The sequence below is a fragment of the Alkalibacterium pelagium genome, assembly GCF_900109325.1.
Classification (GTDB): domain Bacteria; phylum Bacillota; class Bacilli; order Lactobacillales; family Carnobacteriaceae_A; genus Alkalibacterium; species Alkalibacterium pelagium.
On sequence record NZ_FNZU01000005.1, the window covers coordinates 139,273 to 162,835 of the forward strand.

General features: G+C 45.7%; 19 protein-coding genes. 5 read left to right on the forward strand and 14 right to left on the reverse strand.

Going from position 1 to position 23,563, the window contains the following annotated elements; genetic code table 11:
* Positions 1–71: 71 nt before the first annotated feature.
* The 5 genes from BMX79_RS05705 to BMX79_RS05725 form a co-directional block, all read right to left on the reverse strand.
* Positions 72–716 (reverse strand): YgaN family protein, encoded by a 645-nt coding sequence (locus tag BMX79_RS05705; RefSeq protein WP_091480177.1) that lies wholly within the window; start codon positions 714–716, stop codon positions 72–74.
* A 707-nt stretch (positions 717–1,423) separates the two neighbouring features.
* The gene (locus BMX79_RS05710) at positions 1,424–2,380 is read right to left on the reverse strand and encodes a LacI family DNA-binding transcriptional regulator (protein WP_091480179.1); all 957 of its coding nucleotides are present in this window, start codon (positions 2,378–2,380) and stop codon (positions 1,424–1,426) included.
* Positions 2,381–2,542: 162 nt separating this feature from the next.
* Complete coding sequence (locus BMX79_RS05715) at positions 2,543–2,737, reverse strand: hypothetical protein (protein WP_091480182.1); 195 nt, start codon at positions 2,735–2,737, stop codon at positions 2,543–2,545.
* A gap of 88 nt (positions 2,738–2,825) precedes the next feature.
* Positions 2,826–4,883 (reverse strand): beta-galactosidase, encoded by a 2,058-nt coding sequence (locus BMX79_RS05720; protein WP_281282335.1) that lies wholly within the window; start codon positions 4,881–4,883, stop codon positions 2,826–2,828.
* 25 nt (positions 4,884–4,908) lie between these two features.
* On the reverse strand, positions 4,909–6,189 hold the full coding sequence (locus tag BMX79_RS05725; protein WP_091480184.1) for a TIGR02679 domain-containing protein: 1,281 nt from the start codon (positions 6,187–6,189) through the stop codon (positions 4,909–4,911).
* 274 nt (positions 6,190–6,463) lie between these two features.
* Here BMX79_RS05725 and BMX79_RS05730 point away from each other — a divergent pair, with 274 nt between their 5' ends.
* Positions 6,464–8,695: a S8 family peptidase gene (locus BMX79_RS05730; protein ID WP_091480186.1), complete on the forward strand. Its 2,232-nt coding sequence runs from the start codon at positions 6,464–6,466 to the stop codon at positions 8,693–8,695.
* Positions 8,696–8,773: 78 nt separating this feature from the next.
* Here BMX79_RS05730 and BMX79_RS05735 read toward each other — a convergent pair whose 3' ends face one another.
* The 9 genes from BMX79_RS05735 to BMX79_RS05775 form a co-directional block, all read right to left on the reverse strand.
* Positions 8,774–9,100: a hypothetical protein gene (locus tag BMX79_RS05735; protein WP_091480188.1), complete on the reverse strand. Its 327-nt coding sequence runs from the start codon at positions 9,098–9,100 to the stop codon at positions 8,774–8,776.
* Between the two features lie 98 nt (positions 9,101–9,198).
* Complete coding sequence (locus BMX79_RS05740; RefSeq protein WP_091480190.1) at positions 9,199–9,891, reverse strand: hypothetical protein; 693 nt, start codon at positions 9,889–9,891, stop codon at positions 9,199–9,201.
* A 27-nt stretch (positions 9,892–9,918) separates the two neighbouring features.
* Positions 9,919–10,614, reverse strand: coding sequence for a hypothetical protein (locus tag BMX79_RS05745; RefSeq protein WP_091480192.1), 696 nt, complete (start codon positions 10,612–10,614; stop codon positions 9,919–9,921).
* 12 nt (positions 10,615–10,626) lie between these two features.
* Positions 10,627–11,538, reverse strand: a complete 912-nt coding sequence (locus tag BMX79_RS05750; protein ID WP_091480194.1) for a hypothetical protein — start codon at positions 11,536–11,538, stop codon at positions 10,627–10,629.
* On the reverse strand, positions 11,519–12,463 hold the full coding sequence (locus BMX79_RS05755) for an ABC transporter ATP-binding protein (RefSeq protein WP_091480196.1): 945 nt from the start codon (positions 12,461–12,463) through the stop codon (positions 11,519–11,521). Before BMX79_RS05755 ends, BMX79_RS05750 begins: the two co-directional genes overlap by 20 nt.
* Entirely contained in the window at positions 12,460–13,653 is a 1,194-nt protein-coding gene (locus BMX79_RS05760; RefSeq protein WP_091480198.1) for a hypothetical protein, read from the reverse strand. Before BMX79_RS05760 ends, BMX79_RS05755 begins: the two co-directional genes overlap by 4 nt.
* A gap of 15 nt (positions 13,654–13,668) precedes the next feature.
* Entirely contained in the window at positions 13,669–14,865 is a 1,197-nt protein-coding gene (locus BMX79_RS05765) for a hypothetical protein (RefSeq protein ID WP_091480200.1), read from the reverse strand.
* Between the two features lie 525 nt (positions 14,866–15,390).
* A complete protein-coding gene (locus tag BMX79_RS05770; RefSeq protein WP_371862062.1) occupies positions 15,391–16,773 on the reverse strand; it encodes a M24 family metallopeptidase in 1,383 nt (460 codons plus the stop codon).
* 120 nt (positions 16,774–16,893) lie between these two features.
* Complete coding sequence (locus tag BMX79_RS05775) at positions 16,894–17,382, reverse strand: GNAT family N-acetyltransferase (protein WP_091480203.1); 489 nt, start codon at positions 17,380–17,382, stop codon at positions 16,894–16,896.
* Positions 17,383–17,629: 247 nt separating this feature from the next.
* On the opposite strand from BMX79_RS05775, the gene BMX79_RS05780 reads away from it, so the two are divergent.
* From BMX79_RS05780 to guaB, 4 genes are all read left to right on the forward strand, one after another.
* Positions 17,630–18,970 carry a dihydrolipoyl dehydrogenase family protein gene (locus tag BMX79_RS05780; protein ID WP_091480205.1) on the forward strand — a complete coding sequence of 447 codons (1,341 nt, stop codon included), beginning with the start codon at positions 17,630–17,632 and terminating at the stop codon, positions 18,968–18,970.
* A gap of 167 nt (positions 18,971–19,137) precedes the next feature.
* Positions 19,138–20,109, forward strand: coding sequence for an ABC transporter ATP-binding protein (locus tag BMX79_RS05785; RefSeq protein WP_091480207.1), 972 nt, complete (start codon positions 19,138–19,140; stop codon positions 20,107–20,109).
* The gene (locus tag BMX79_RS05790; RefSeq protein ID WP_091480209.1) at positions 20,106–21,626 is read left to right on the forward strand and encodes an ABC transporter permease/substrate-binding protein; all 1,521 of its coding nucleotides are present in this window, start codon (positions 20,106–20,108) and stop codon (positions 21,624–21,626) included. Before BMX79_RS05785 ends, BMX79_RS05790 begins: the two co-directional genes overlap by 4 nt.
* Before the next feature lie 432 nt (positions 21,627–22,058).
* Positions 22,059–23,540 carry an IMP dehydrogenase gene (guaB, locus tag BMX79_RS05795; protein ID WP_091480211.1) on the forward strand — a complete coding sequence of 494 codons (1,482 nt, stop codon included), beginning with the start codon at positions 22,059–22,061 and terminating at the stop codon, positions 23,538–23,540.
* Positions 23,541–23,563 lie beyond the last annotated feature (23 nt).

The following is a 23,563-nucleotide window of genomic DNA, read 5'->3' on the forward strand; positions in this document are numbered from 1 at the left end:
AGACAAGCCGGATTAAGATATCGGCTTGTCTAAAATATATCAATATTGCAGTCACTTCAGTCAGGTTAGTATCAGTCAAACCTCGCTCTAAGGAGGTAAACAATGTCGTATTCCTCAATCATACTCAAGTTTCCTTCAACATCTTCATAAAAATCAGGTGGAATCGAGCTTACACTATCAGACCATTCAATTACAGTGCTAGCCAAGACCATATCTTCTTCGGAAATAGGGACCTTTTCGTTCACTATTGTTTCGCGCAGGGTTATTGGTCCTTCCTCATCAATCATCGAGATATCTTGTATGAAACTTAACCCACCTCCGCCAGACTCTGCGCCGAGATACATCTTAAAATGCTCTTGCCCCGAATCAGGCGACACCGAACTTGTTGAAAAGATAATCATACCTTCACCTTCAACCTTTGAAGACATGCTTGACCCTGAATCATGACTCAACTGTCCATTTTCGTATTTTTCTAACCATACTGTTGCCTCTTCGTACTCCTTAGTCAGATTAAAATTGAATACAAAGGCATGGTCTGACATAGCATATATCATCGTCTGATCTCTATCAGTCAGCTCAGCCGATGCAATCGTAGAATCACGACTTAAACTCTTACTTGCATTCGCTGCTCCATCATTATTCCAGCAGGCACTTAATATAAATATTGCAGCTAATATTAGCCCAAAAACTGCCATATGTTTGATTATTTTCACCATCGTGCATCACCTGTTTTCCAAATATAGACTAGCTTTAATTTAGCCTTATCATACGCCTTTTCTAGCAAATTTAATAGGATATTTTTTAATTTTATTAAAATAATGAATTTAATCGAATTTAACTAGGGTTCCTAGGCACTTCAAGATCGGCTGGAAATAGCCACAGCTATTTCCTTTCCACATTAGAGAATTGATCAATTCCTTATTACTTTTCTGTCCTTCTTGTCATCAATCGATTCTCTTTATAGTTCAGGTAATTCCAAGCTTTCTAAGATGTAACTAGGCCTGCGCCTAGTTATACCTTATTGAAGATCTTTTTGTACATACTACAGATAGTCGGAGTCTACTTATAGTTCAGCTCCTATAAAGTAGAAAAAGCTTCTGCTAGAAAGGCTCTAGTTCCACTTTATTTTTGTAAAGTCTTTATTACTTCCGCTAGAGGGCTTCTCGCTTCACTTTCAGGTCCTACTTTTTTAGGAACTGTAAATAGACTCGCTCTACTTACAGTTCCTCGTCCATAACAAGAGCTGATCTTCAGCTAAACTGGTTCTAACTAAACTAATCTCCATATCTTCTAGATCCAACTCCATCTAGCTCTCTTCACACCCCCTAGTCATATCCTGCCCAACAGATTTTTGAACAAAAAAAGGACTGAAGCCAGTCGTGCGCTTCAGTCCTACCTGTTATTCTCTCATGATTTACTTTACTTAGGCCCGGTTCCGGGTCGTTCCGCCCAGTTTCAGTTCGGTTTCAAAGAGCTCGTTTCCTTGAGACTTGCCATTTTCTTTCACCTTGTTCAGAACCATTCGGGCACAGGCTGCACCCATTTCGGCTGTCGACTGCTTGAGGGTCGTCAGGTGTGGATAGGCGATCTGATCCAGGAACACGCCGTCGTGTCCGATGACGCCATAGTCGTTGGGAATATCAAATCCCATCTCCTTGATTTCCCGGATAACACCCAGCCCCAAACGGTCGGATGCGCAGAGGAACAGCGTGTTCTTAGGAAAACGATCCAGATTCTCCCGGATGAATGCAGCAGAATATCTTGATCGGTTTTCGAGACGGTAGACATTTTTTTCCAGACCATGTGCATCCATGACTTGAGCATAGCCTTTCTCTCTGGCATGGGCAAAGGGCTGATCGACATCGATACCGATATAGACAATCTTATCGTAGCCATCCTGAATGGCATATTCTGTTGCTTGTTCCATACTCTTCTGATTGTTGCTGTCGACAAAATCGTAGCCGATATCATTCTGACCGTAGATCACTGTCGGTTTCTTCAGACTTTCCACCAGTTCCTTATGCTCGTCACGCATGCCGCAGACGATATAACCGTCGGAATCCCCGATCTGTACGTTTTTGTGAGTGAGAAGCTGAAGGCTGTATGCATACTTATCCAGCTCATTCGCAATACCAGTCAGCAGAAACATGTAGTACGGTTCAGTGGTATCCATTTCTTCAAGGATAAGCAGTTTAATAATTTGAGTTCGGTTGTTAGCCAATGCTTTGGCAGCAATATTCGGCCGGTAGTTCAGTTCCTGCATAGCTTCATAGACCAGCTGCTTCAACTCATCGGTCACTTGTTCCGGGTGATTGATGACACGGGAAACAGTCATTTTGGAAACATTGGCTTTTTTTGCAACATCATTTAATGTGACCAAATGCGTTCTCCTTTCTCTTTCTCAATCTTACTTTTCATCTATTCATCCTATATTATATCAAGAATCGACACACTCTTTTAGAATAAATTCAATGAAAACTGTGAACTTTCAAGTACAGCCCAATTCATCGCGGATAATCAAACAAAAAAATAGTTTACATCTTTAAAGTGCATTAACCAGAAGAAAGGTCAGCACAGTAACGATCACAGTAAAGGAAGCCGTCAGCCAGAACACATTGTAGTCATATTCTTTGTCTTTATGTACTTTTTCGATAACAGCTACCAGATTCATGGCACACACAATAGCCCAGATCGGCATGGACAAAGTGGCCAGCATCATCAGAAATGAAAAAATCATCTTCTCTCTCCTCTATTCTCAACTTTTTCTATCACTATTATTATTAAAATAGGGAAGGCTCCAGTTATCAGCCTCCCCTACTGTACAATTAGCTTACGACTTTCTCGACCACTCTGACTTCGTAAGGCGCCAGATCAAGTGTGCCAGATAATGGAGAATTGGTATGCAGATCCGTCACGTCTTCCATGATCTCAATCGCCTGCGTTTCTTCAGTGAAGTTCATGATGAAGATGGTCTGTCTGCCCTCAGCTTCTCTTGCCTGAACAGAGACGCCTCTGTTATGTCGGATATCCAGCGGGGATTTTAAACCCAGCGCATCGATCAGTTCGCTGTAAAATGCTTGATGAAAGGCATCGTCAAGACGGGCTCCGATATAGTAGGTCTGTCCATTATGGTACTCATTCCGAGTAACCGCTGATGTCCCTTTGTAGAAGTCTTCTTCATAAGTTCCCAGTGTTTCAGCTCCTGCCATATCCATGACTGTCGCATAGTCTCTCACTTCATAAGACACGCCTTTATAGGAGACGTGGTTTCGGTCCGTTGGATAGAAGGTATCCGTTTCAGTCGGTTCGATTCCAAACATCTCTTTCAGCGGGCCATACCAGCCGCCAAGATACGTCAGATCAGACTCGTCAACTAACCCCGTGATGTAGGTACCGACAAGCGTTCCGCCGCTCTTGACATAAGCCTGAAGCTTGGCTGCCGTTTCTTCAGACACCATGTAAAGCATTGGAATCAGAAGAATTTTATACTGATCCAAGTCATCTTCTTTTGACAGTACATCTACCGCAATGTTTTGTTCCCAGAAAGCCTGATAATGTTTCTGAAGGGTTTCTCCGTAATGCTTCGTCTTCAATCCGAAGCCTTGAGCATCTTTCAGTGCCCAGTCACTTTCCACATCATACAGAATGCCGACATCCGCTTTGCGCTGGTATCCGACGACATGCTCCGACAAAGCTTCCATTGCCTGACCGAGCTGTGCCACTTCCTTGAAGACCCTGTTTTCGCTGGACCGGTCGTGATCGACGACAGCTCCGTGGAACTTTTCCGATGACCCGCGGGACTTGCGCCATTGGAAATACAGGACGCTGTCTGACCCATGTGCGAGCATCTGCATGGAAGACAGGATATGCATTCCTGGACGTTTGGCTTTGTTCACATCGTGCCAGTTGACCAGGCTTGGTGTCGACTCCATCAGCAAAAACGGCTGATGCTTCATATTATAGAAGTGGTCGTTTAAAAAAGCGACACGCGAAGCCAATGTGGGTGTATCTTCCTGATCATTATGCCATGCCGGATAGGCATCCCAGCTGATGACATCCACTTCCTTGGAAAACTGACTGTAATCAAGTGCGGTAAACGGCACAAACTCCGGATTGTCCGACATGAAGTTTGTCGTGATTGGGACGTCTGGTGTCCGTTCTCTCAATGGAACGATTTCATTTTTATAAAAGTCGATTGTCTGGTAAGACACAAAGCGACGCCAGTCCAGATTCATGCCGTGAACAGCACTTTCCCCAATCGGTGAAGGCGACTCGATCTGATCCCATTCTGTTATCGTATGGCTCCAGAACGGCCCCCACCACGCGTGATTCAACTTGTCCAGATCGTTGTCATACTTATTTTTGAGCCAGTCCCGGAAATTCTCCTGACACAGCTCACAGTGACATTCTCCGCCGAATTCATTTGATATGTGCCACATCAGCAAAGCGGGGTGATCGCCATACCGTTCCGCCAGCAGCTCATTCATTTCCTGCGTTTTTCTTCTATAATAAGGTGAAGAGAAGCAGTGATTGTGCCGTGCCCCATGGAGCTGTTTGCGTCTTAACGAATCGACGCGCAGCACTTCAGGATGATTTTTGGACATCCACGCCGGCCTTGCCCCACTCGGAGTGGCCAGAATAAATCGCCCGTCGATCGATGTGATCCGTTCAATGACTTGATCGAGCCACTCAAAATTGTAGACCCCTTCTTCAGGTTCCAGCGCTGCCCAGGCAAATATGCCAATCGAGAATGTATTGGTGTGTGCCTTTTTCATCAGCCTGACGTCTTCTTCAAGGATATCCGGATATGCCAGCCACTGGTCCGGGTTATAGTCTCCGCCATGAAGCAGGCGCTTGTCGTCAGTTACTCTTATTCTATCCACTTGCGTCTTCCTCTCTTCCTCTTAACTAATTGTAGTATTTTTTCAGTTCCTGAATCAGTTCATCTGCTACGTTCATCAGGTAGCCGGCCTGATGTCTGTCCCTCATTTCATCTTTCAGACAGGCAAGATAGTCGAGATGATGCTTGTCCAGCAGTTCGCAGTCCTTGTCACTTAAATACTCATTGAGATTTCGAGATTTAAGATAGGTTGGAATGTCCATCCTCCAAGTACTGGATTGCGTCGGATAATGAAGGAGCAGTTCTTCTGCCCGGACAATCCCTTCAGGGGTAAAGTTCCCGATAAAGCGAAGGTCGAATCCACTATCCTCTATCCGGTCAAAGACTTCCCATGTAGCACAGGTCCATTCCTCTTTCGTACAGATCATCGGTATCGAAGGCACGTCATCCAGAATACGTGTGAACAGCTCGGGATCATCTACGACATAAACGATGCCGGTTTCATGAGCCGGATAGACCGCAGTCAGTTTGATGACTTCTCTTAAGGGAACGGTCAGCACGCTTCTCGCGTGCACAGCGGCTTCCCACATCGGATGATACCCTTTCTGGGTTTCGGCAAAGAGGTTAGCAACCGTCACAGAATCAGAAATGTCTTCTCTGAATAAGTTGAACTCCTTAAGCAGCTTATCCTCTTTTTTTCTATTTTCAGGCAGACGGATCGGCTCGATTGCATGAAGACGCTTGGTTTCCGCCAGGACATGCAGCCACAGTTTTCCTAATGGACTGGAAGGCTGGAAGGCGTCGGCATCCAAGGTGATGATCTGACTGAAGACAGATAGGCGGATCGGTCGACTCGGAAGCAGACGGATGCCTTCGGATAAGTACAGCACATGCTGTTCAAACTGATGGCTCGACTCCTCTATCATATCGTGAATCCATCTTACATCTCGGCTATGGGTGCGCAAATAAGCCAGCCAGTCTTTCAGGAGGGAAAATTCCTTTTCCAGCCGTTTAAGATACAGCGAGCGTTCTTCTTTAGTAGATAATGTCAGCAGCTTTTCGTCAAAATAGGCCTCCAGCAGCTGTGTAAGATCAATTCCATTGAATGGCGGGCTATCCAGTTTCCTGTTGAAGGCTTCAAGGTCGACGCGACCTTTGATTTTAAGTGAATCAATGGATACTTGAAAAAAATGAGCAATGGACTCCAGCTCTATAAGAGAAAACCCATCCAGCTTAACGTGTCCTTTGATTCTGCGATGCGTCAGCAGTTCATCTCTTAACAGCCTGAACAGTTTATCCATTCCAGGCTGAGATTCAAAAAACTGAATCGCTTCATTCAAGTCAGTCATTTTCAGACGTAACTCCTTTCCTGCGGGTGATTTCCCTTACATCTTACCACTAAACCACCCTGTTCTGCATTTTTTTAACAAATTGTGACAACACTCTCATTTTTTTCATTTTTAACATGCATTTAACCCCTCACCATTCTCCGGCTTGTGATAAGATACTTGTAATGATGCAATTTTCATAGAAAACGCATGAGATTAGCAGTTTATTAAATCTGTCTATTAAAGACAGCACAATGTCCCAAATGAATTTGTGAGAAAAAGGAGCTTTTGATTAGTGAATAAAAAACGTGTAATGCTATGGCGTGCAGCCTGCGCAGTGGTTCTTGTACTTGGTATACTTTTACCAGCCACTTCTGCCTTGGCTCATGACCGTCATCACTCTGACGAGTACATAGATATTATCGTCAGGTACAGCGGCGAGGTTCCATCAGAAGAGGACCTCGACCCGGAATTCAAAAATGTACGTACAATGACACTTCTCCCTGTTCAGACGATGTCCGTCCCAGCTTCTTCAATCAAGGACATCAGTCAGATGGAGAATGTCGAACGTATCACCTATGACCAGGAGATGCACACAACAAGCACCAGCCATAGTTTTCCGGTTCAGGCCGACGACTGGAATCAGGATATGATCGGCACATTTAACGCCTGGGAAGAAGGCATTACGGGTGAGTCAGTCCGTGTCGCTGTCCTGGACACTGGTTTCTATGAACACGGCGATATTGAGTATGCCGGTGGATACAGTATATTTGAAGATGATCCGGATGAACCCGATTACTGGACGAATGATCACGACGGTCACGGTACACATGTCGCCAGCATCATTGGTGCCAATCAGGGGTCACGTGCTCAAGGCGTGGCACCTGGCGTCGATCTTTACGGTGTAAAGGTCTACCACCAGAGAGATGGCTCTCGGACCAATGCAAGTAATCTATTAGCTGGCCTTCAGTGGGCAATTAATGAAGGCATGGATGTTATCAGTATCAGTTCCGGCTATAGTACCAAGAGTCAGGAAATCCATGACCTGATCCAACTGGCAGACCAGCAGGGCATCCTTGTGGTTGCCGCCAGCGGAAATATCTCTGAGAATAAAAATATCATCGATTATCCTGCAGCACATCCGGAAGTCATTGCTGTAGCTAACGTCGATCAGAACGGGTACCGTGTAAGTGATTCAATGATTTCAGCTGAAAACGAACTCGCTGCCCCTGGTCGACAGATCTTAGGTCTGGGCATCGATGGGCCGGATAGTTTCAGAACAATGTCCGGTACGTCCCAAGCTACTCCTCACGTTGCCGGAATCGCTGCCCTGCTGATGCAGAAGTATCCAGGCGAATCAGCTGGACAGATTAGAGCACGGATGGCTGAAAAAGCCAGAGATCTTGGTGATGAAGGTCGTGATCCGATTTATGGATACGGACTCGTTCATTACCTTCCTGAACAGATGGAAGAGCCCGAAGAAGACGTCGAAGAGGACCCTACTGAAGAAGATGATACGGAATCTGACTCCGATGACGACACTGAAACAGAAGACGACATGACTGATGAAGATACTGATGAAAACGGTAATGGAGAAGAACAGGATCCGGAAGAAATAGACGATACTGAATCCCCTCAGGATGACCTGGAAGACGATTCGTCCCCTGAAGAAGAGCCAACCGAGGATCAGGATTCAGAAGATAGTCAGGACGACGCATCAGATGCTGATGAAGAAGACGAAGCTGAAGAAGAAGAGCCTCTTCAGAGTACGGTATGGATCCGCCCTTCAGACACGAACGGGATGGCTGTCATCGATGACGAAGACCTGGAAGCTGTTGCAGACAATGGCTTGCTGGCAATCTCCTTTGACTCGTCACTGGAATATATTGAGCGAGTCAGTCTCACTCCAGAACAAGTTGAATCGATCAGAAGCCGAAATATTACACTACTGATCGCACGTATCGATATGGAATGGGTCATTCCGTCAGCTAATCTGACTGAAGGAGAAGCTTTCCTATCTTTCGAAACAGTTCAGGAGCCTCTGGATTACAGCGAGACTGCTCACAGCGATCTGATCGACTTTTCCATTGAACAGAATGACCAGATGATCACGGCTTTCCCTGAACAGATGACTTACCGTTTCTTTACAGAACAGGCTGAAGCCAATCAGCATCAACTATACGAGTGGAATACAGCTCAGGAAGAATGGATTCTGCTGGGCGACACCTATACTAACAGCGCGGTAGTCGGTGAAACAGCTTCAGTTGCGACGATGGCTGTGTTTGATCCGATAGAACTGGAAGCTGCCATTTTAAGCAGTGAAGAACCTGAAGATGAACTGGAAGAAATAGAAGACGTAACCGAGGAGCCTGAAGAAGAATCGGAAGAAGATGAAACTGAAGAATCGACACGTGCTTCATTCGGTGACGGAGACAGCGAACTCCCAGTTGTACTGGTTGGAGGCCTTGTTATCCTGACTTCAGTTGGTGGAGGATTCTACTTCTTCGGCGGCAAACCTAAGCAGTAGAACGGCCATTGGCTGATCGATATAATGTAATATCTGAACAAAAAAGGATCATCCGACGAGGGGTGATCCTTTTTCTATTTATTTAAATGAATATGACCGTCTTCTGCCTGACTTGTTTCTAAGTTTGTAAATAATCGGGTTCAGAACAGCCAACAGGACAACGCCAAGGAACATGTAGAAAGTCAATGAATCCCCATCTAAAGTAAAGTCTTCAAGAAAGGTATTTTCAACAATCAGCAAGGCTGTAGCAATTGCCAGATGTGAAATGGAAATAGCCAGAACTGAAAAGAAGGTCACTACAGTATCTCTGCCTTTTGGAACAAGAGAAAGAACTAAAAACAGCACAAGTATAGCCAGGATAATGCCAAACACTAATCTAAATTCCGTGAATAATTCAAGATCCATTTTATAATCTCCTTTAATTCATATACTTACTATATTCTACAAGGCAACCTCAGAAAATACAATCTTTTTAAAATGAAATATCACTGTATGATACTCAATTAATAAAACTGCCGTCCGAACAGCCAGCCTCCGATCATATCGGTCACTGAATAGTAGTTTTCCATACGGGACGGATCCACTTCCTGTTCATCGTCGGTCAAGTGCAGAGCTTCAAAAATGATGTGGTGTTCATTGTAAAAGCCGATGTCTTCGAACTGCTCGTCGACCAGCCGGTGTTCACGCCCGATCAGATAACTCGAGTCTTCAGACCAGTGAACCACACCGTCAAGCCGAAACGTATAAGCGTTATCTTCTCCATATGAAAAATAATGCTGACTGCCGTTTGAGCCTACATAGGTATAGGGAAAATCGCGCGTCACTTCCTCATCTTCGTACATCTCAAGCTGAGTAAGATTCTCCCCTAAGCTCTCAGAACGTCTGTAGGCACTGGCGATCGCTGGATCTTCGTGAGTTTCCATACCAAAAATCGTTGCCCGGTCTCTTATCCCCGGATGAATGTAGTCATTCTGATCAAGCCAGAAATTATGAGATCGGTGGCCCCATAAGCCGTAGATGAGAGCAGGTATCAGTAGACCGAAAAACACCAGATGACCGATTTTCTGCGCTCTCGTCTTCCGGTCGGTGTAGATCAGAATGAACAGGTAAACTCCTGCCAATATGATCATGGCGATTGCTATAGCCGGCAAAGTAAACGTATAGAACTGTTCAGCTGCCATCCATTGTCTAAACATAGGTCTCTCCTATTCTGATATCCTGTTTTAGTCACGCTGATTTGGGAAAATCCAATTCGGATAAATTTCACTGATTGCTGTCATACGGTATTCAGACAAGTCGGCCAGCTCTCTCTGCTCTGTTTCAGGTAACAGAAGGACAGCAAAAATAATATCAAAGTCGTTTGCGAAACCTAGCGTTTCGAAGCGGTCATCTGTCAGCCTGAACTGCCAGCCGTGAATCTCCCGTTCGCCTTGGGTCCACTCTACAGTACCCCTGATCCTAAACGCATACTGATCTTCGTCTCCGAAAGAAAAATAATGGGTATCATCTCTGGATCCCAGATAATCGTATATCATCGGCTGTACCCTAGCATCAGCTTCATATTTTTCCAGTGCATTCAATTGTCTATAAAGAGACGGGCTCTGACGCTGAGCTCTTATGACCTGCCGATCCTCATCTGACCGAATCCCTAAGATATAGGTATATTCTCTGATTCCAGGATGAATGTATTCATTCTGCTCCACCCAGAAGCTGTAGCGGAGATGACCGAAGACAAAATACAGCAGACTGAGTAAAAGGATACTGATCACACTTAAATTAGTTCCTTTCCTCAGCTTCTGACCCTTGGCTGTGTAGGAATAAATAAAAATATAGACAAACACAAGGACAGCTAGACCGATGATGGTCCAAGGCATGATCAGTGTATAGAACCGTTCGGCTTCGATCCAGGATTCATACATAGCTAGCTCCTTCTAATTCTCTTCCAGTATCAGCTGGTCGACCATCGGCAGGTAAAGAACATCGCCTTCATTCAGGTCGATCACCGGCTTGTCTTCTTCAAACCTCTGTCTCTGCATTTCATTCATTTCATATGTTTCTGGGGTAATCTGCCCTCGTTCAAGCAGTGACTGATTGTCTTCTGCACTGATGACCCCGGCAGGATTCATACGCGAGTGCAGCTCAATAATGGCTACCTCATCGTTCTCAGAAAGGAGATAAAGTTCCGAGGCCCTAGGACCCATAGCACTTTCTATCGTATACTGCCCGGGTGAGAGATGCGTCCCTACACTGTAGTGTCCTGATGTCAGCGTGATCTGCTCTTCACCGAGCCCGGTGTTAACCCAGTTGCTCCCGGTTTCTCCAGTATAGTCCACATAAAGGATCGGATCATTCCCGCTTACTTCAATCGTGTAGCCTTCTCGTAAATCGACATAGGCCTGCATCACGCCAGTTTCATTCTGAAAATGCTGATCAAAAGCGACTGAATCTTCTTCGTCTCTAATCATGAAGTGTGCTGTGTGAATGATCCAGAATTCAGGCCTGAAATCGCTCGACTCACTTTGAATATAAACCCGACCTTCAGGCACGTCTTCTCCTACAGTGTACTCCCCTTCGTTCAGTTCAAAAGAGCCTGCGTCAGAAAAGTCCAGTGCGTCCTCTCTTAATCGACTGCTCAGAGGATACCGTCTATAGATGTCTTCGAATGCCTCATCAACCTGGGCTGATTCGCTGTAGCGCTCAATCGCTTCCTCATCAGGTTCAATCGGCCCCCCATCATAATGCGGTGAGCGGAGACCTGTAAAGCCGGCACAGCCGGAAAGCAGCATAAGTACACCGCTCAGTCCAGTCAGCTTGACGGACAGTTTAAACCGGTTCAGTCTCATGCTCATGCCCCCTGTCGTAAGAATGAAGTTCCAGGCCGTAGAGATGAGAATAATATTCTCCCGTCCCAAGCGGTCCCACTGTCAGGGCGCCGTCTTTCATCTGACGGATCATCTGATAAAGAGCCAGCTGTTCTTTTTCATTAAGGGTTTCAAGTGGAATGCACAGCATGCTGTTTCCCAGGTGCATGGTTCCTTCAGGTAAAGCTATAGACTCTTCCAGCTTCTCAGCCTGCTTCTGTGTACACATGAGTTTGAAATAATCGATTTTATCAACATGATGATCGAAGACAAAATGCAGCTGCTTGTCTTTCAGGAAAAAGACTTTGTCTGCGTACTCGTCCAGATTGTCGAGCAGGTGGGAAGCGACCATGATGATTTTTCCATCGCGTCTCAGGTCAATCAATATGTCAGAGACGAGCGACACGTTTTCCGGATCGAGTCCGTTCATGACCTCGTCCATGAACATGATCGGTGTATCGGCCGCCACCACCATGGCAAAGCAGAGTCGCTGGCGCATACCTAGAGAGTAGGTGCTGACTTTGCGGTCCACATAGTCTTCCATTTCCAGGCGTTTGATGATCGCCTGAACCTGATCGCGCTTGCCTGACCACATATCCGCATACATCTGGATATGCTCCGTTCCGGAAAAGTTTTCATGCAGATCGGCCTGATTCGGAAAAAAGGTGATTAGCTTATGCAGAGCCAGAACATCCTTGTCCTTGGCAGAGTAGGCTGTACCATCCACTTCGATCGTCCCGGATCTGACCGGAATAAAGCGCATGATCGCATTGAACAGCGTCGTTTTCCCGGTTCCGTTCGGCGCCACAAGTCCGATGATCTGCCCTTCATTCAATGTAAACGAGATGTTTTCCAGTACAACACGATCGCCGTAAGCAACGGTCATATCGGTGATAGTTAATGTCATTTAGTTTCTCTCCTTTTTAATCCAAGCGACTGAGTCGGAATGAGGCTGAACAGGTAGTGAAATGCCCCTTCAAGAGCAAGCCAGATCACCAGTGCAATCAGCGGAAGGCGCCAGAATTCGATGCCTGGAAGCTGGAACTGTCTCGCCATCTGTCCGGTCAAAACGCCTACGCTGTTCGTGTAGAATGACGGCTGCCAGCCTGTAAGTGGTGGAAAGACCTGCCATAACGTATAAGACAAGACCAGCCCGGCTGTGATGAACAAGGTCAGGTAGACATTTCGGATCATCCAGCTCAGTCCGGTGATGATCAGCAGAAACAGGAAACTGACAATCATGCCCATTCCGATCAGAAGGAGGCTGTACTGCCAGAGCGGGATGTATCTGATGGTCTGATTCATATATATTTCAGTCGGATAATTCAAGCTGCCAGACGTTTCAAAGAACAGTGAAATGAGATAACTGGCCGCCAGCCCACCCAGAGCCACGACCCAAGTCAGGAACCAGAGCATCCCGCTTCTAACCCGCCACTGAGCTTTAAAAGGAACAGGCAGCCCCTGGGTCACACTGTAATTCTTCACTTGATCTTTCGTAAAATGATCCCCCGCGAGCAAAGCGATTGCAATGAACACGATGACCGTCACGAACAGTTCAACCTGCTGCTGAAGAATCTGAGACGACGCATACGGGTTCCATTCGATATCAAGGTTGTTGTCTTCAAGTGCATTGAAAAACGCGATCTGCTGCTCCACTTCTTCTATCGACGGCAGATAGACGTCCTGAAGAAGATCATAGGATTCAAAATCAGTTTCTTCATGAAGATAGAGATTATTTTCAGCCATTTCTCGGCCGTTATTTAAATAATCCGACACCACCTCTTCCAGCCCCTCTACAGTATTCCCTTCACGTTGAGTCATGATGTAGCGGTTCAGTCCGATCAGGATCGAATTGCGCCCCAGTCTCTGCTGGACTTCCTGACCTATTTCTCCTTCGAAGTGTGAGTCCGGAATCATTCGGAAAATCTGATGCGCATCACTGTATTCTGCACGCAGCTGCATCTCAGGCAACGTCACATTCTGCTGCCTGTAAAGCAAGGAAAAGGACCCAAGAAAGACAAAGAATCCAATCAGCAGCAGGCGTGTCTTCCAGTCTCGAAGCATCAGCCGGCTGTTCCATTTAATTAATGTTTTCATCTGTATTCATGCCTCCTATCCTAAGAATGTCTGTCTAGTAATGAGTTTCGATGCCAAGTAGTTCAGCCCTTCAATTATCAATAAGGTGACAAGCAGGACAATGATACCTCTAGAATACGGAACAGGTTCCTGGACAATTGCGTCGATCATGCCTGTTGCGGCACCTCCCACCTGATAGTAGGTCTGAGGATACCAGCTTATATTAAGGCCCAGCAGTTCTGTCGTCTCTTCCCCGTAATAAAGAAAAGGAAATAACAATGCAAAGGATGTAGCAATTAGAACGACGACATCCTGCTTGACAATCAAGCTGATCAGCGTATTCAGACGTGTAAAGCCGTAGAGAAGCAGAGCCAGAAGCGGCAGTGCCCGGATAAAGAATGTTGAAAGATCAATAACAGACCAGATGGAGGCATGGAACGGTTCGCCTTCAGGTGCGGCTTCAAAAACACCAGCAGGAAGCGATCCAAAACCAAAGCCGTACTGAATGCCATTGACGAGATAGAAAATCCCGGTTATGACCGCAAAGAACAGCGCAACAAAGCCCAGAGCAGCCAGAGACTGGACCATCAGATAGGTAAACCAGTTCTTGGATACTCCGAGTTTTTGAGTGGTCAGCTTTCTATCTTTAGTCACTACATCACTGATCATGAACAGCAGCAGGAAAATAAGTATGTATGGGCCCCATCCGATCAGGAACAGATGCATCTGCTGCAGACTCGTCCGTTCGTGGATATGGTGAAAACTGAGTGGCTCGACTTCATTAACGTAGACTTGATTTTTCATCGCCTGAAACTCCCGTTCCTGAGCATAGCCTAGTATGGGAATATTGAACCCTTCATCTTCCATAACACTTCCCGGATCTTCCTGTGGTCTGTAGTTAATCGTCAGGTAGCGTCTGGCATCTCCAGTCCGGATCGCTGTCAGCAGTTCACGCTGATTCACGTACTCGTTTCTGGCTTGCTGATAGGCACTCGTCCCGGTAAAAAAGGATGGCAGGGTCTGACCGGTTTCCAGACGGTCTTCAAAGGTCTGCTGATTTGATACGATGGACCGCTCAAGCTGGGCAACATCAACATCAAAATCTTCCGTTAGATTAGGCAGGATGAGAAGGCTATGTACCAGCACGACGCCCAAGCTGAGTACCATAACCAGCCTGTTCTTCTTATTTCTCCACATATATTTCAAGATTTCTTCTATAATCTGCTTGTACATTCAACCGATCCTTTATCTATGTATTTGTACTATTTAAATCATTCTATCATAGAAAACTAAGAAAAAAAGACGTTTTATCATTTTTTTCTAATCCGGATCATTCTTCATACTTTCTTCATAATATGAGCCGTTATATCGGCTCCGATATGACTGTTATTCACTTGAATCATTAATATAGAGTCGTTCATATATCAAGAACCAGTACTAAACTCACTCGGTGTATTTCGCTCGCATTATTCTGAATAAACTACATTATGGCACTTTAGAATGCAGTCCAGCTTACCAGTTGAGTCGTAAACTAAAGTCGTTTTGATCACGGTCTAGTTTATCAGCACGATTCATCACTAGACTCCATAATTTTGTATTCATAACGCAGTTTAAATAGACATTTATCCCTATACTTCACTCACCATTGTAGACAAGGGCCTAGAAAAGGTTTCCGAGGAAATTTTCCACCTCTTCTATTTTATTCCTATTCTATATAATGAAAAAACTCCCCGATCAGGGGAGTTTTTACTCAATCACTTAATTTTCGATCGTCAGTGCATACTCGTCGTTCAGCATGTAGGGTCTGTAATACGCAAGTGTACCAGCCATCGGCAGCACATCTTCTGACAGCTTGATACCCAGCTCGTCACTCAGATAGGCTCTCCTGCTTTCGATTCGTTTCCACATATCCGGATAATCCGCCCGTATGGCCTGCTTCAAAGCATCATCTGCTAGAAGGACCGTACTTTCAGCTGATACCCCATTATGGCCAGGCTGAGAAGGGATGAAATCGACTTGAAACAGCATCCCCGACTGAACGACTGCTTCTGATCCTTTGTAAAATGGCGAAGACAGCCATTCTTCATCTGCCGTCAGATGACCCGGGCAAAGATGCCAGCCGTATGTGTCCTGCGGATAAAATGTATTGAAGGCATCATAAAAGTCTCCACCGCGCAGACCTATTTTCAAGTTCGTCAGCCAGTAATGATACGCTTCAAAATAAGGTACGACAACCTCTTCTAAGTATCCTTCATCTACTCCATTAAGTTCTTCTTTATTTGTCACGGCATAGCCTGACCTGCTCGACAACCCGCCTTTATAAGAAACCGTCAGGGCCACTTTGTCTCCTTTGACGAGTCTCTTATCAGTCGGGTAAAGATTCCCTTTTATAAATCGGTCACCGAATGCACAGATCGTGACCACATTGTTGTACTGACCATCTCTGTTGAGACGGTTCCCCATTTCCAGTTCGCTCACCCCAACAGTCAGGCTATTCATTGCATCCAGTACCGCATCTGATGCCAGAGCTGCTCCGTATTCGTAATGTGCCGCTTCATTGGCATTGATGGTCACTCGTGCGCCATTTTCCGGACCGACCAGAAGCGCTGTCGCATTAACAAGCTTGTCTTTTCCGGCAACCGTCTCCAGGGCACTAACGATAAATTGCGGGATATCGAACTGACGAGCCATCCCCGGAATCAGCTTCCAGCCAACAAGGCCGACCTGACTGGACGTATCTATATCTGTCTCTTGAAGAACAGCTGTAAAATCATCCAGCTCTCCCATTGGCTGATTCGGCAGTGAGAAAAGCGCACACTTTCTTCCGACAGCTTTTAAGCGCGCATGCGGCGCTTTGTTGATATTCTCATTACCCAGTATAAGTGTCGCCGAACCATCCTGGTTTAAAACCAGCAGCGCTTCTTCAAACCTCGGAATGAACCCGACCAGATACTCGAAACTGCTGCCATGTTCCTTGTCGGCATAGATAACTAATGAAGACAGTCCACTGTCTTTCATGCGCTCAAGTACTTTGTTCAACCGTTCCTGAATCGTCTCATCCGTCAGCATGACCTTGCTTCTGATGTTGTCCATTTCAGGCTTCTTAACTTTTTTGACTACAACTGCCACTGTCATTCCCATCCTTTTCCATCTTATTATTCAGTCAGGCTACACAAAACGCCTGTCTCTTACATCCCTGTCAATCATATCACAGGGAATGAAATTCGGCAGGCCGGGTAAGTGTTTTCTCATTTGAGGCCTCTAGTCAGCTATTCTGGGATAACGTCTGATCAGCCAGGTATCGCAGGCACTATGTTCCGTCCCGTTAAGTGGAGCCTCCAGCTTTTCAAATCCATATTTACTGTAGAGATGGTTGGCATCTGACAATGAGGCAAACGTTTCAATGTAAAGTGCATCATAGTGATGCGTACCAAAATCCATAGCCTTCTTGATCAGCTGATGAGCGTAGCCATTCCCACGCTCTTTTTTTATAATGTAGAGTTTCTGAATTTCTCCAACTTTCTCTTTCTCGTCAAATGGACCGACCCCGATTCCACCGATGACTGTTCCGTCTTTTTCCAGCACCCAGTACTGTCTGTCCGGTTTCTGGTAATAAACGTACAATTCGAACAAGTACGGGTCGTAGTATGCTGTCCCCGGCATCTTGAGTCCTTCTTCTTCAAGTGAGCGCTGAACGATCTGACCGATGATTTCATTATCTCTTTCTTCAATTTCCCTAAGTAAAAGCATCCGTTCTCCCCCTTATTATGTTTACCACTTAGCTTATGTGACCTGGTGATCGATGACGCCAGTAAAGATTCGCCTCTCACCATTATTTTTCTTATCCTATCATACTTTTTCCGGAGGATATAACTTCTTTTTAAAATGCATTCTGTTATCTTATTATATCCATTAAATGATACTATTCAATTAGGACAAAATGAGCGGATTAAACTATACCTACAGTGAGCACTAATATACGAAAGGATGTTAAAGCATGACTCAATCATTTGATGTCGTCGTCATAGGCAGCGGCGTTGCCGGAAAGAGCATTGCCTCAGGTCTTGCAGCTGCTGATAGAACAGTTGCCATTATTGAAGAAGATTTATGGGGCGGAACCTGTCCGAATAGAGGGTGTGACCCGAAAAAAGTTCTCGTGAGTGCCGTCGAAGCCCAGGATAAAGCTGCTCAAATGAGTGGAAAAGGAATCGAAGGTCAGCAGATAGTCAACTGGCCGGACCTTATGGCTTTCAAGAAGACCTTTACTGATCCGGTACCAGAACAAAGTAAAAAAAGTCTGGAATCGGCCGGAGTGACAACTATAACGGGTTCAGCTGAATTTATCGGTAAAAATACCCTTCAGATCAAAGACACCGTCATTAAAGGAACTCAGTTTGTCATTGCGGCAGGTGCCCGTCCTTTCCTTTTGGATATTCCAGGGCAGGAACATTTCCTGACTAGTGATGATTTTCTCTCACTTCCGGAAATGCCTGATGTGGTGACTTTCGTAGGCGGTGGGTATATCTCTTTTGAACTGGCTGCTATAGCAAACGCAGCGGGTGCAGAAGTGCATATCGTCCAGCACAATGACAGGCCTCTCAAGGCGTACAAACAAGATTATGTGGAAGAAGTCATGAAACAGCTGGAAAACAAAGGCGTGACCTTCCACTTGAATACCAGCATCGCCGAGATTGAAAAGATAGACCACGGGTATCGTCTGACGGATGACTCTGATTTCGACCTGACGACTGATCTGGTCTTCGGGACGACTGGTCGCGTTCCAAATATTGAGCGCCTGAATCTCGAACAGGTAGGCGTGGATTACGGTAAGGCAGGCATCAAGGTGGATGACTATCTCCGTACAAGCGATTCATCAATATTTGCAATCGGAGACTGTATTGCTAAAAACCAGCCGAACCTGACCCCGGTCTCCAGTTTTGAAGCCAGCTATCTGCTGGACTACCTGACGGGAGAATCAAGCGAGCCCATTGCCTACCCGAGCATTCCGACGATCGTCTTTACCAGTCCAAGACTTGCTCAGATCGGCGTAACAGAAAAGGATGCAACCGAAGATCCAGAGACTTATGACGTGTCCACCATCGACGCGACTAAGTGGTTCAGCTACAGCCGATCAAACGAACCTGTCTCTGATGTAACGATAGTGACAGAAAAAGAAACAGGGTTCCTGGTCGGAGCCGCCTGCATCAATAACGAGGCCGATCAGCTGATCAACTACTTCAGCTTCCTAATCAATCAGAAGATCAAAACGGAAAATTTATCAGACATGATTTTTGCCTATCCATCCATTGCCAGCGACCTGCCGTCTCTTTACAGCTGATCCATTCCCCCTCCTTTTGGTTATTGAATACCCGAAGGAGGGCATTATTAATCAGCTGTAATTCAGATACAAAATATAACGCTCCCGCTACCCCCATGAGTATATGATTACAGGTTTACCCCACCCCTTTGCTATACTGAATGAATAGAAAACTAGGAGGAAATAATATGATACGGTTCGAAGAGGTGTACAAATTTTATAATGACACCGCTGTGGTCGAGGACTTTTCGCTGGAAATAAATGAAGGCGAGTTCTTTGTCCTGATAGGTCCCAGCGGAAGTGGAAAGACCACGACACTTAAAATGATTAATCAGCTGATCCACTTAACTGAAGGGACGATCCTGATCGACGACAAGCGCATCAGTGACTATGATCTGCAGGAACTGCGCTGGAATATCGGCTATGTGCTTCAGCAGATTGCCCTGTTTCCTAATATGACAGTAGAAGAGAACATCACTATTGTGCCGGAAATGAAAAAATGGTCCAAAGAAGATATGCACGACCGTGTAACTGAACTGCTGGATACGGTAGGTCTTGATCCTGACAAATACCGGAACCGCCAAATTTCCGAATTGTCAGGCGGTGAGCAGCAGAGAATCGGAGTCATCCGGGCTCTGGCAGCTGATCCAGACATCATTTTAATGGATGAGCCGTTCAGCGCTCTGGATCCTATCAGCCGAAGCCGTCTGCAGAAAGACGTGGTCGAGCTTCAGCACAAACTGAAGAAGACAGTAGTCTTTGTGACGCATGACATGCAGGAAGCCATCAATCTGGGCGACCGCATCTGTGTGATGAATCAGGGCAGGATCGAACAGGTCGGTACTGCCGAAGAGATACTGAAGCACCCGGCCAATGACTTTGTCAAAGAATTCCTGCAGACTGGTCTGCCGCATTATCAGGAAGAAAAGACTGTCCAACATTTAATCGACAACGACTACATCACCAGAACCTCAGATGCACCAAGTACGGCGTCGATCGAGGCAGATGCGCCAGTTAACGACTTGCTTTTATTGATGGCAGACCATTCAACTGTCAAGGTGACCCATGCCGATCAGGAAGACTGCATGGTTACACGTGACCACCTGGTTCATTACCTGGCCAGCCAAGTCAACACTGATAAGGAGGCCTCTGCATCATGACAACTTTAATCGATACTTTCCAGCAAAGAAGCAGTGACCTCGGAACGGCTCTCATCGAACACATGCAGCTGTCCTTTATGGCGTTGATCATTGCTGTACTGATCGCTGTTCCCTTGGGCATTTTTCTGATCGGATATAAGCGCATTGCTGAACCGATCATACAAATCACTGCTATTTTTCAGACTATCCCTTCACTGGCAGTCCTGGGTCTTCTGATTCCACTAGTCGGTATAGGAACAGTGCCTGCGGTAATGGCTCTTATAATCTACGCCCTGCTTCCGATACTTAGAAATACCTACACCGGACTTGAAGGAGTAGATCCATCTCTTAACGAAGCCGCTGATGCCATGGGAATGAGCCGCTGGCGCAAGCTTCGTAAAGTGCAGCTTCCACTGGCTATGCCTGTCATTATGGCGGGGATAAGAACAGCGATGGTTCTCATCATCGGAACCGCCACAGTTGCTGCTCTGATCGGTGCTGGCGGACTCGGTAATCTGATCCTTCTTGGAATTGACCGTGGAGACAACAATCTGATCCTGTTAGGTGCTGTCCCGGCCGCACTGCTGGCTATTATTTTCGACCAGCTGCTGCGCTACTTCCAGAATGCGTCATTCAAAAAGACTGCGACCATTCTCGGTTCAGGTCTTCTGGTAATCCTGCTTCTGCTGGCGGCTCCTCTAATCTTTGGAGAAGATGAAGATATTGTCATTTCAGGAAAACAAGGAGTAGAGCCTGAAGTGCTGATGAATATCTACAAACTACTGATTGAAGATCAGAGTGACATTACCGCTGGTGTGGAACCAAACTTCGGCCAGACCAACTTTGTTTTCAATGCGTTAAGATCAGGTGAAATCGACATTTATACAGAATTCACCGGAACAGTCCTGACAACTTTCTTCGATATCGTCCCTGAACCTGGTACAAGCGAAGAAGAAGTCTTTACAGAAGCTAGAGATCTGATCTCAGAAGAATACGACATGACACTGCTGAATCCAATGGCTTTCAATAACACGTATGCTTTAGCCGTCACTTCTGAATTTGCTGAAGAACATGATCTGGCGACTATTTCCGATCTTGCTAATGTCACTGACGAGGTTGATGCCGGATTCACACTGGAATTCAATGACCGCACAGACGGCTACCCTGGTATCCAGGACATGTATGGCATCACGTTTGGGAATGTGACAACGATGGATGCCCAGCTGAGGTACACGGCTATCGAAAGAGGCGACATCAATCTGATCGACGCCTACAGTACGGATGCCGAAATCGATGAATACAATCTCGTCGTGCTCGAAGATGACCAGGGATTATTCCCTCCTTACCAAGGTGCACCACTGATGCTTGACGCCTTACTGGATGAGTATCCGGAAATCGAAGAGATCCTATCTGTTCTTGACGGCCTGATCGATGATGATCAGATGCGAGGAATGAACTACGAAGTAGCCTTTGAAAGTCGATCAGCTGAAGATGTCGCACGTGACTTCCTGATTGAACAGGGTCTGCTTGACGAATAAATACGTTCAAAAAAACAACCATACAATCAAAGTCCAGCTGTTTTTACGGCTGGGCTTTTTCACTTTTTAAACCTCTATCAGTTTGATCAATGTTCGGGTTTTACCCTTATTTGACGATACAACACAGTGAATATTCGTGTTTATCCCCTCTATAACTGAACGTTCTGAGGTTTATCCCTTGATAACATAATTAATTTTTGATTAGACTTATATGCTTTAAGCGAATGATTATAATTGATCGATCCCTCTCTATCCCTATCACAATAGCTTTTGAAACGGCTATCATGATATTTTCTATTCCATCTATTAATGAGAAGTTTCTCATTATAAAAAATGCCTGAAAATACCATTTGATAAGCTTCCGTCACTTTGATACACTAATCCTTAAAATTATCAGCCCGTTACGCTAAATCTTAAGGAGGATTTTCATATATGTCTCAATGGGAAACGAAATTTGCTAAAAAAGGCTTCACTTTTGATGATGTACTATTAATGCCACAGGAAAGTCACGTCTTACCGAACGATGTTGATCTGAGTATCAGTCTAACCGATAAAGTCAAATTGTCGATCCCCGTATTAAGTGCCAGCATGGACACTGTGACTGACTCCCGAATGGCAATTGCCATGTCCCGTCAAGGCGGACTAGGAATTATCCATAAGAACATGTCTATTGAAGACCAGGCGATGGAAGTCCGTAAAGTTAAACGTTCTGAAAACGGCGTGATCATTGATCCGTTCTACCTGACACCGGACCACCTGATTTCTGACGCTGAGGAATTGATGTCTCGCTATCGCATCAGCGGTGTCCCTTTAGTTAATTCTATGGAAGACCGTGTTCTTGTGGGGATCCTGACAAACCGAGATCTGCGCTTCCTGACTGACTATACTCAAGCAATCAGCACAGCAATGACTAAAGAAGACTTGGTTACTGCACCAGTCGGTACGTCTTTAGAAGAAGCTGAGAAAATCCTTCAGAAACACAAGATCGAAAAACTGCCGATCGTTGACGAAAATAACCGTTTAAGTGGACTGATTACAATCAAGGACATTGAAAAAGTCGTTGAATTCCCTAATGCTGCGAAAGATTCACATGGCCGACTACTTGTTGGAGCAGCCATTGGTGTAACCAGCGACTCATTCGAACGGGCTCAGGCACTTGTAGAAGCAGGAGTTGACGTGATCGTTATAGATACAGCTCACGGACACAGTGCCGGTGTTATTCGAAAAATCAAAGAACTGCGTGAAGCATTTACAGATGTTGCACTGATTGCAGGAAACGTCGCAACTGCAGAAGGTACCCGTGCTTTATTTGAAACAGGCGTAGATGTCGTTAAAGTAGGAATCGGTCCCGGATCGATCTGTACGACACGTGTTGTTGCCGGTGTCGGTGTCCCTCAAATAACCGCTATCTACGATTCTGCTTCTGTGGCTAGAGAATTCGGCAAGCCGATTATCGCAGATGGTGGAATCAAGTACTCCGGCGATATCGTAAAAGCTCTGGCTGCCGGTGGACATGCCGTCATGCTGGGAAGCCTGCTTGCAGGAACAGACGAATCACCTGGTGAATTCGAGATCTTCCAGGGTCGCCGGTTCAAGACTTACCGTGGTATGGGAAGCCTGGGTGCTATGAAACAAGGATCAAGTGACCGTTACTTCCAGGATTCTAAAAATGAAGCCAACAAGCTGGTTCCAGAAGGTATCGAAGGCCGAATCGAATACAAAGGAAGCCTGCAGGAAGTTATCTTCCAGATGCTAGGTGGACTGCGTTCAGGCATGGGCTATGCAGGAGCTAAAGACTTGAAAGCACTAAGAGAAGATACTCAGTTTATTCAAATGAGTGGTGCCGGACTACGCGAGTCTCACCCGCATGATGTTCAAATTACAAAAGAAGCACCGAACTATTCCGTACGTTAATTGATTATAATTTCTAAGATAAG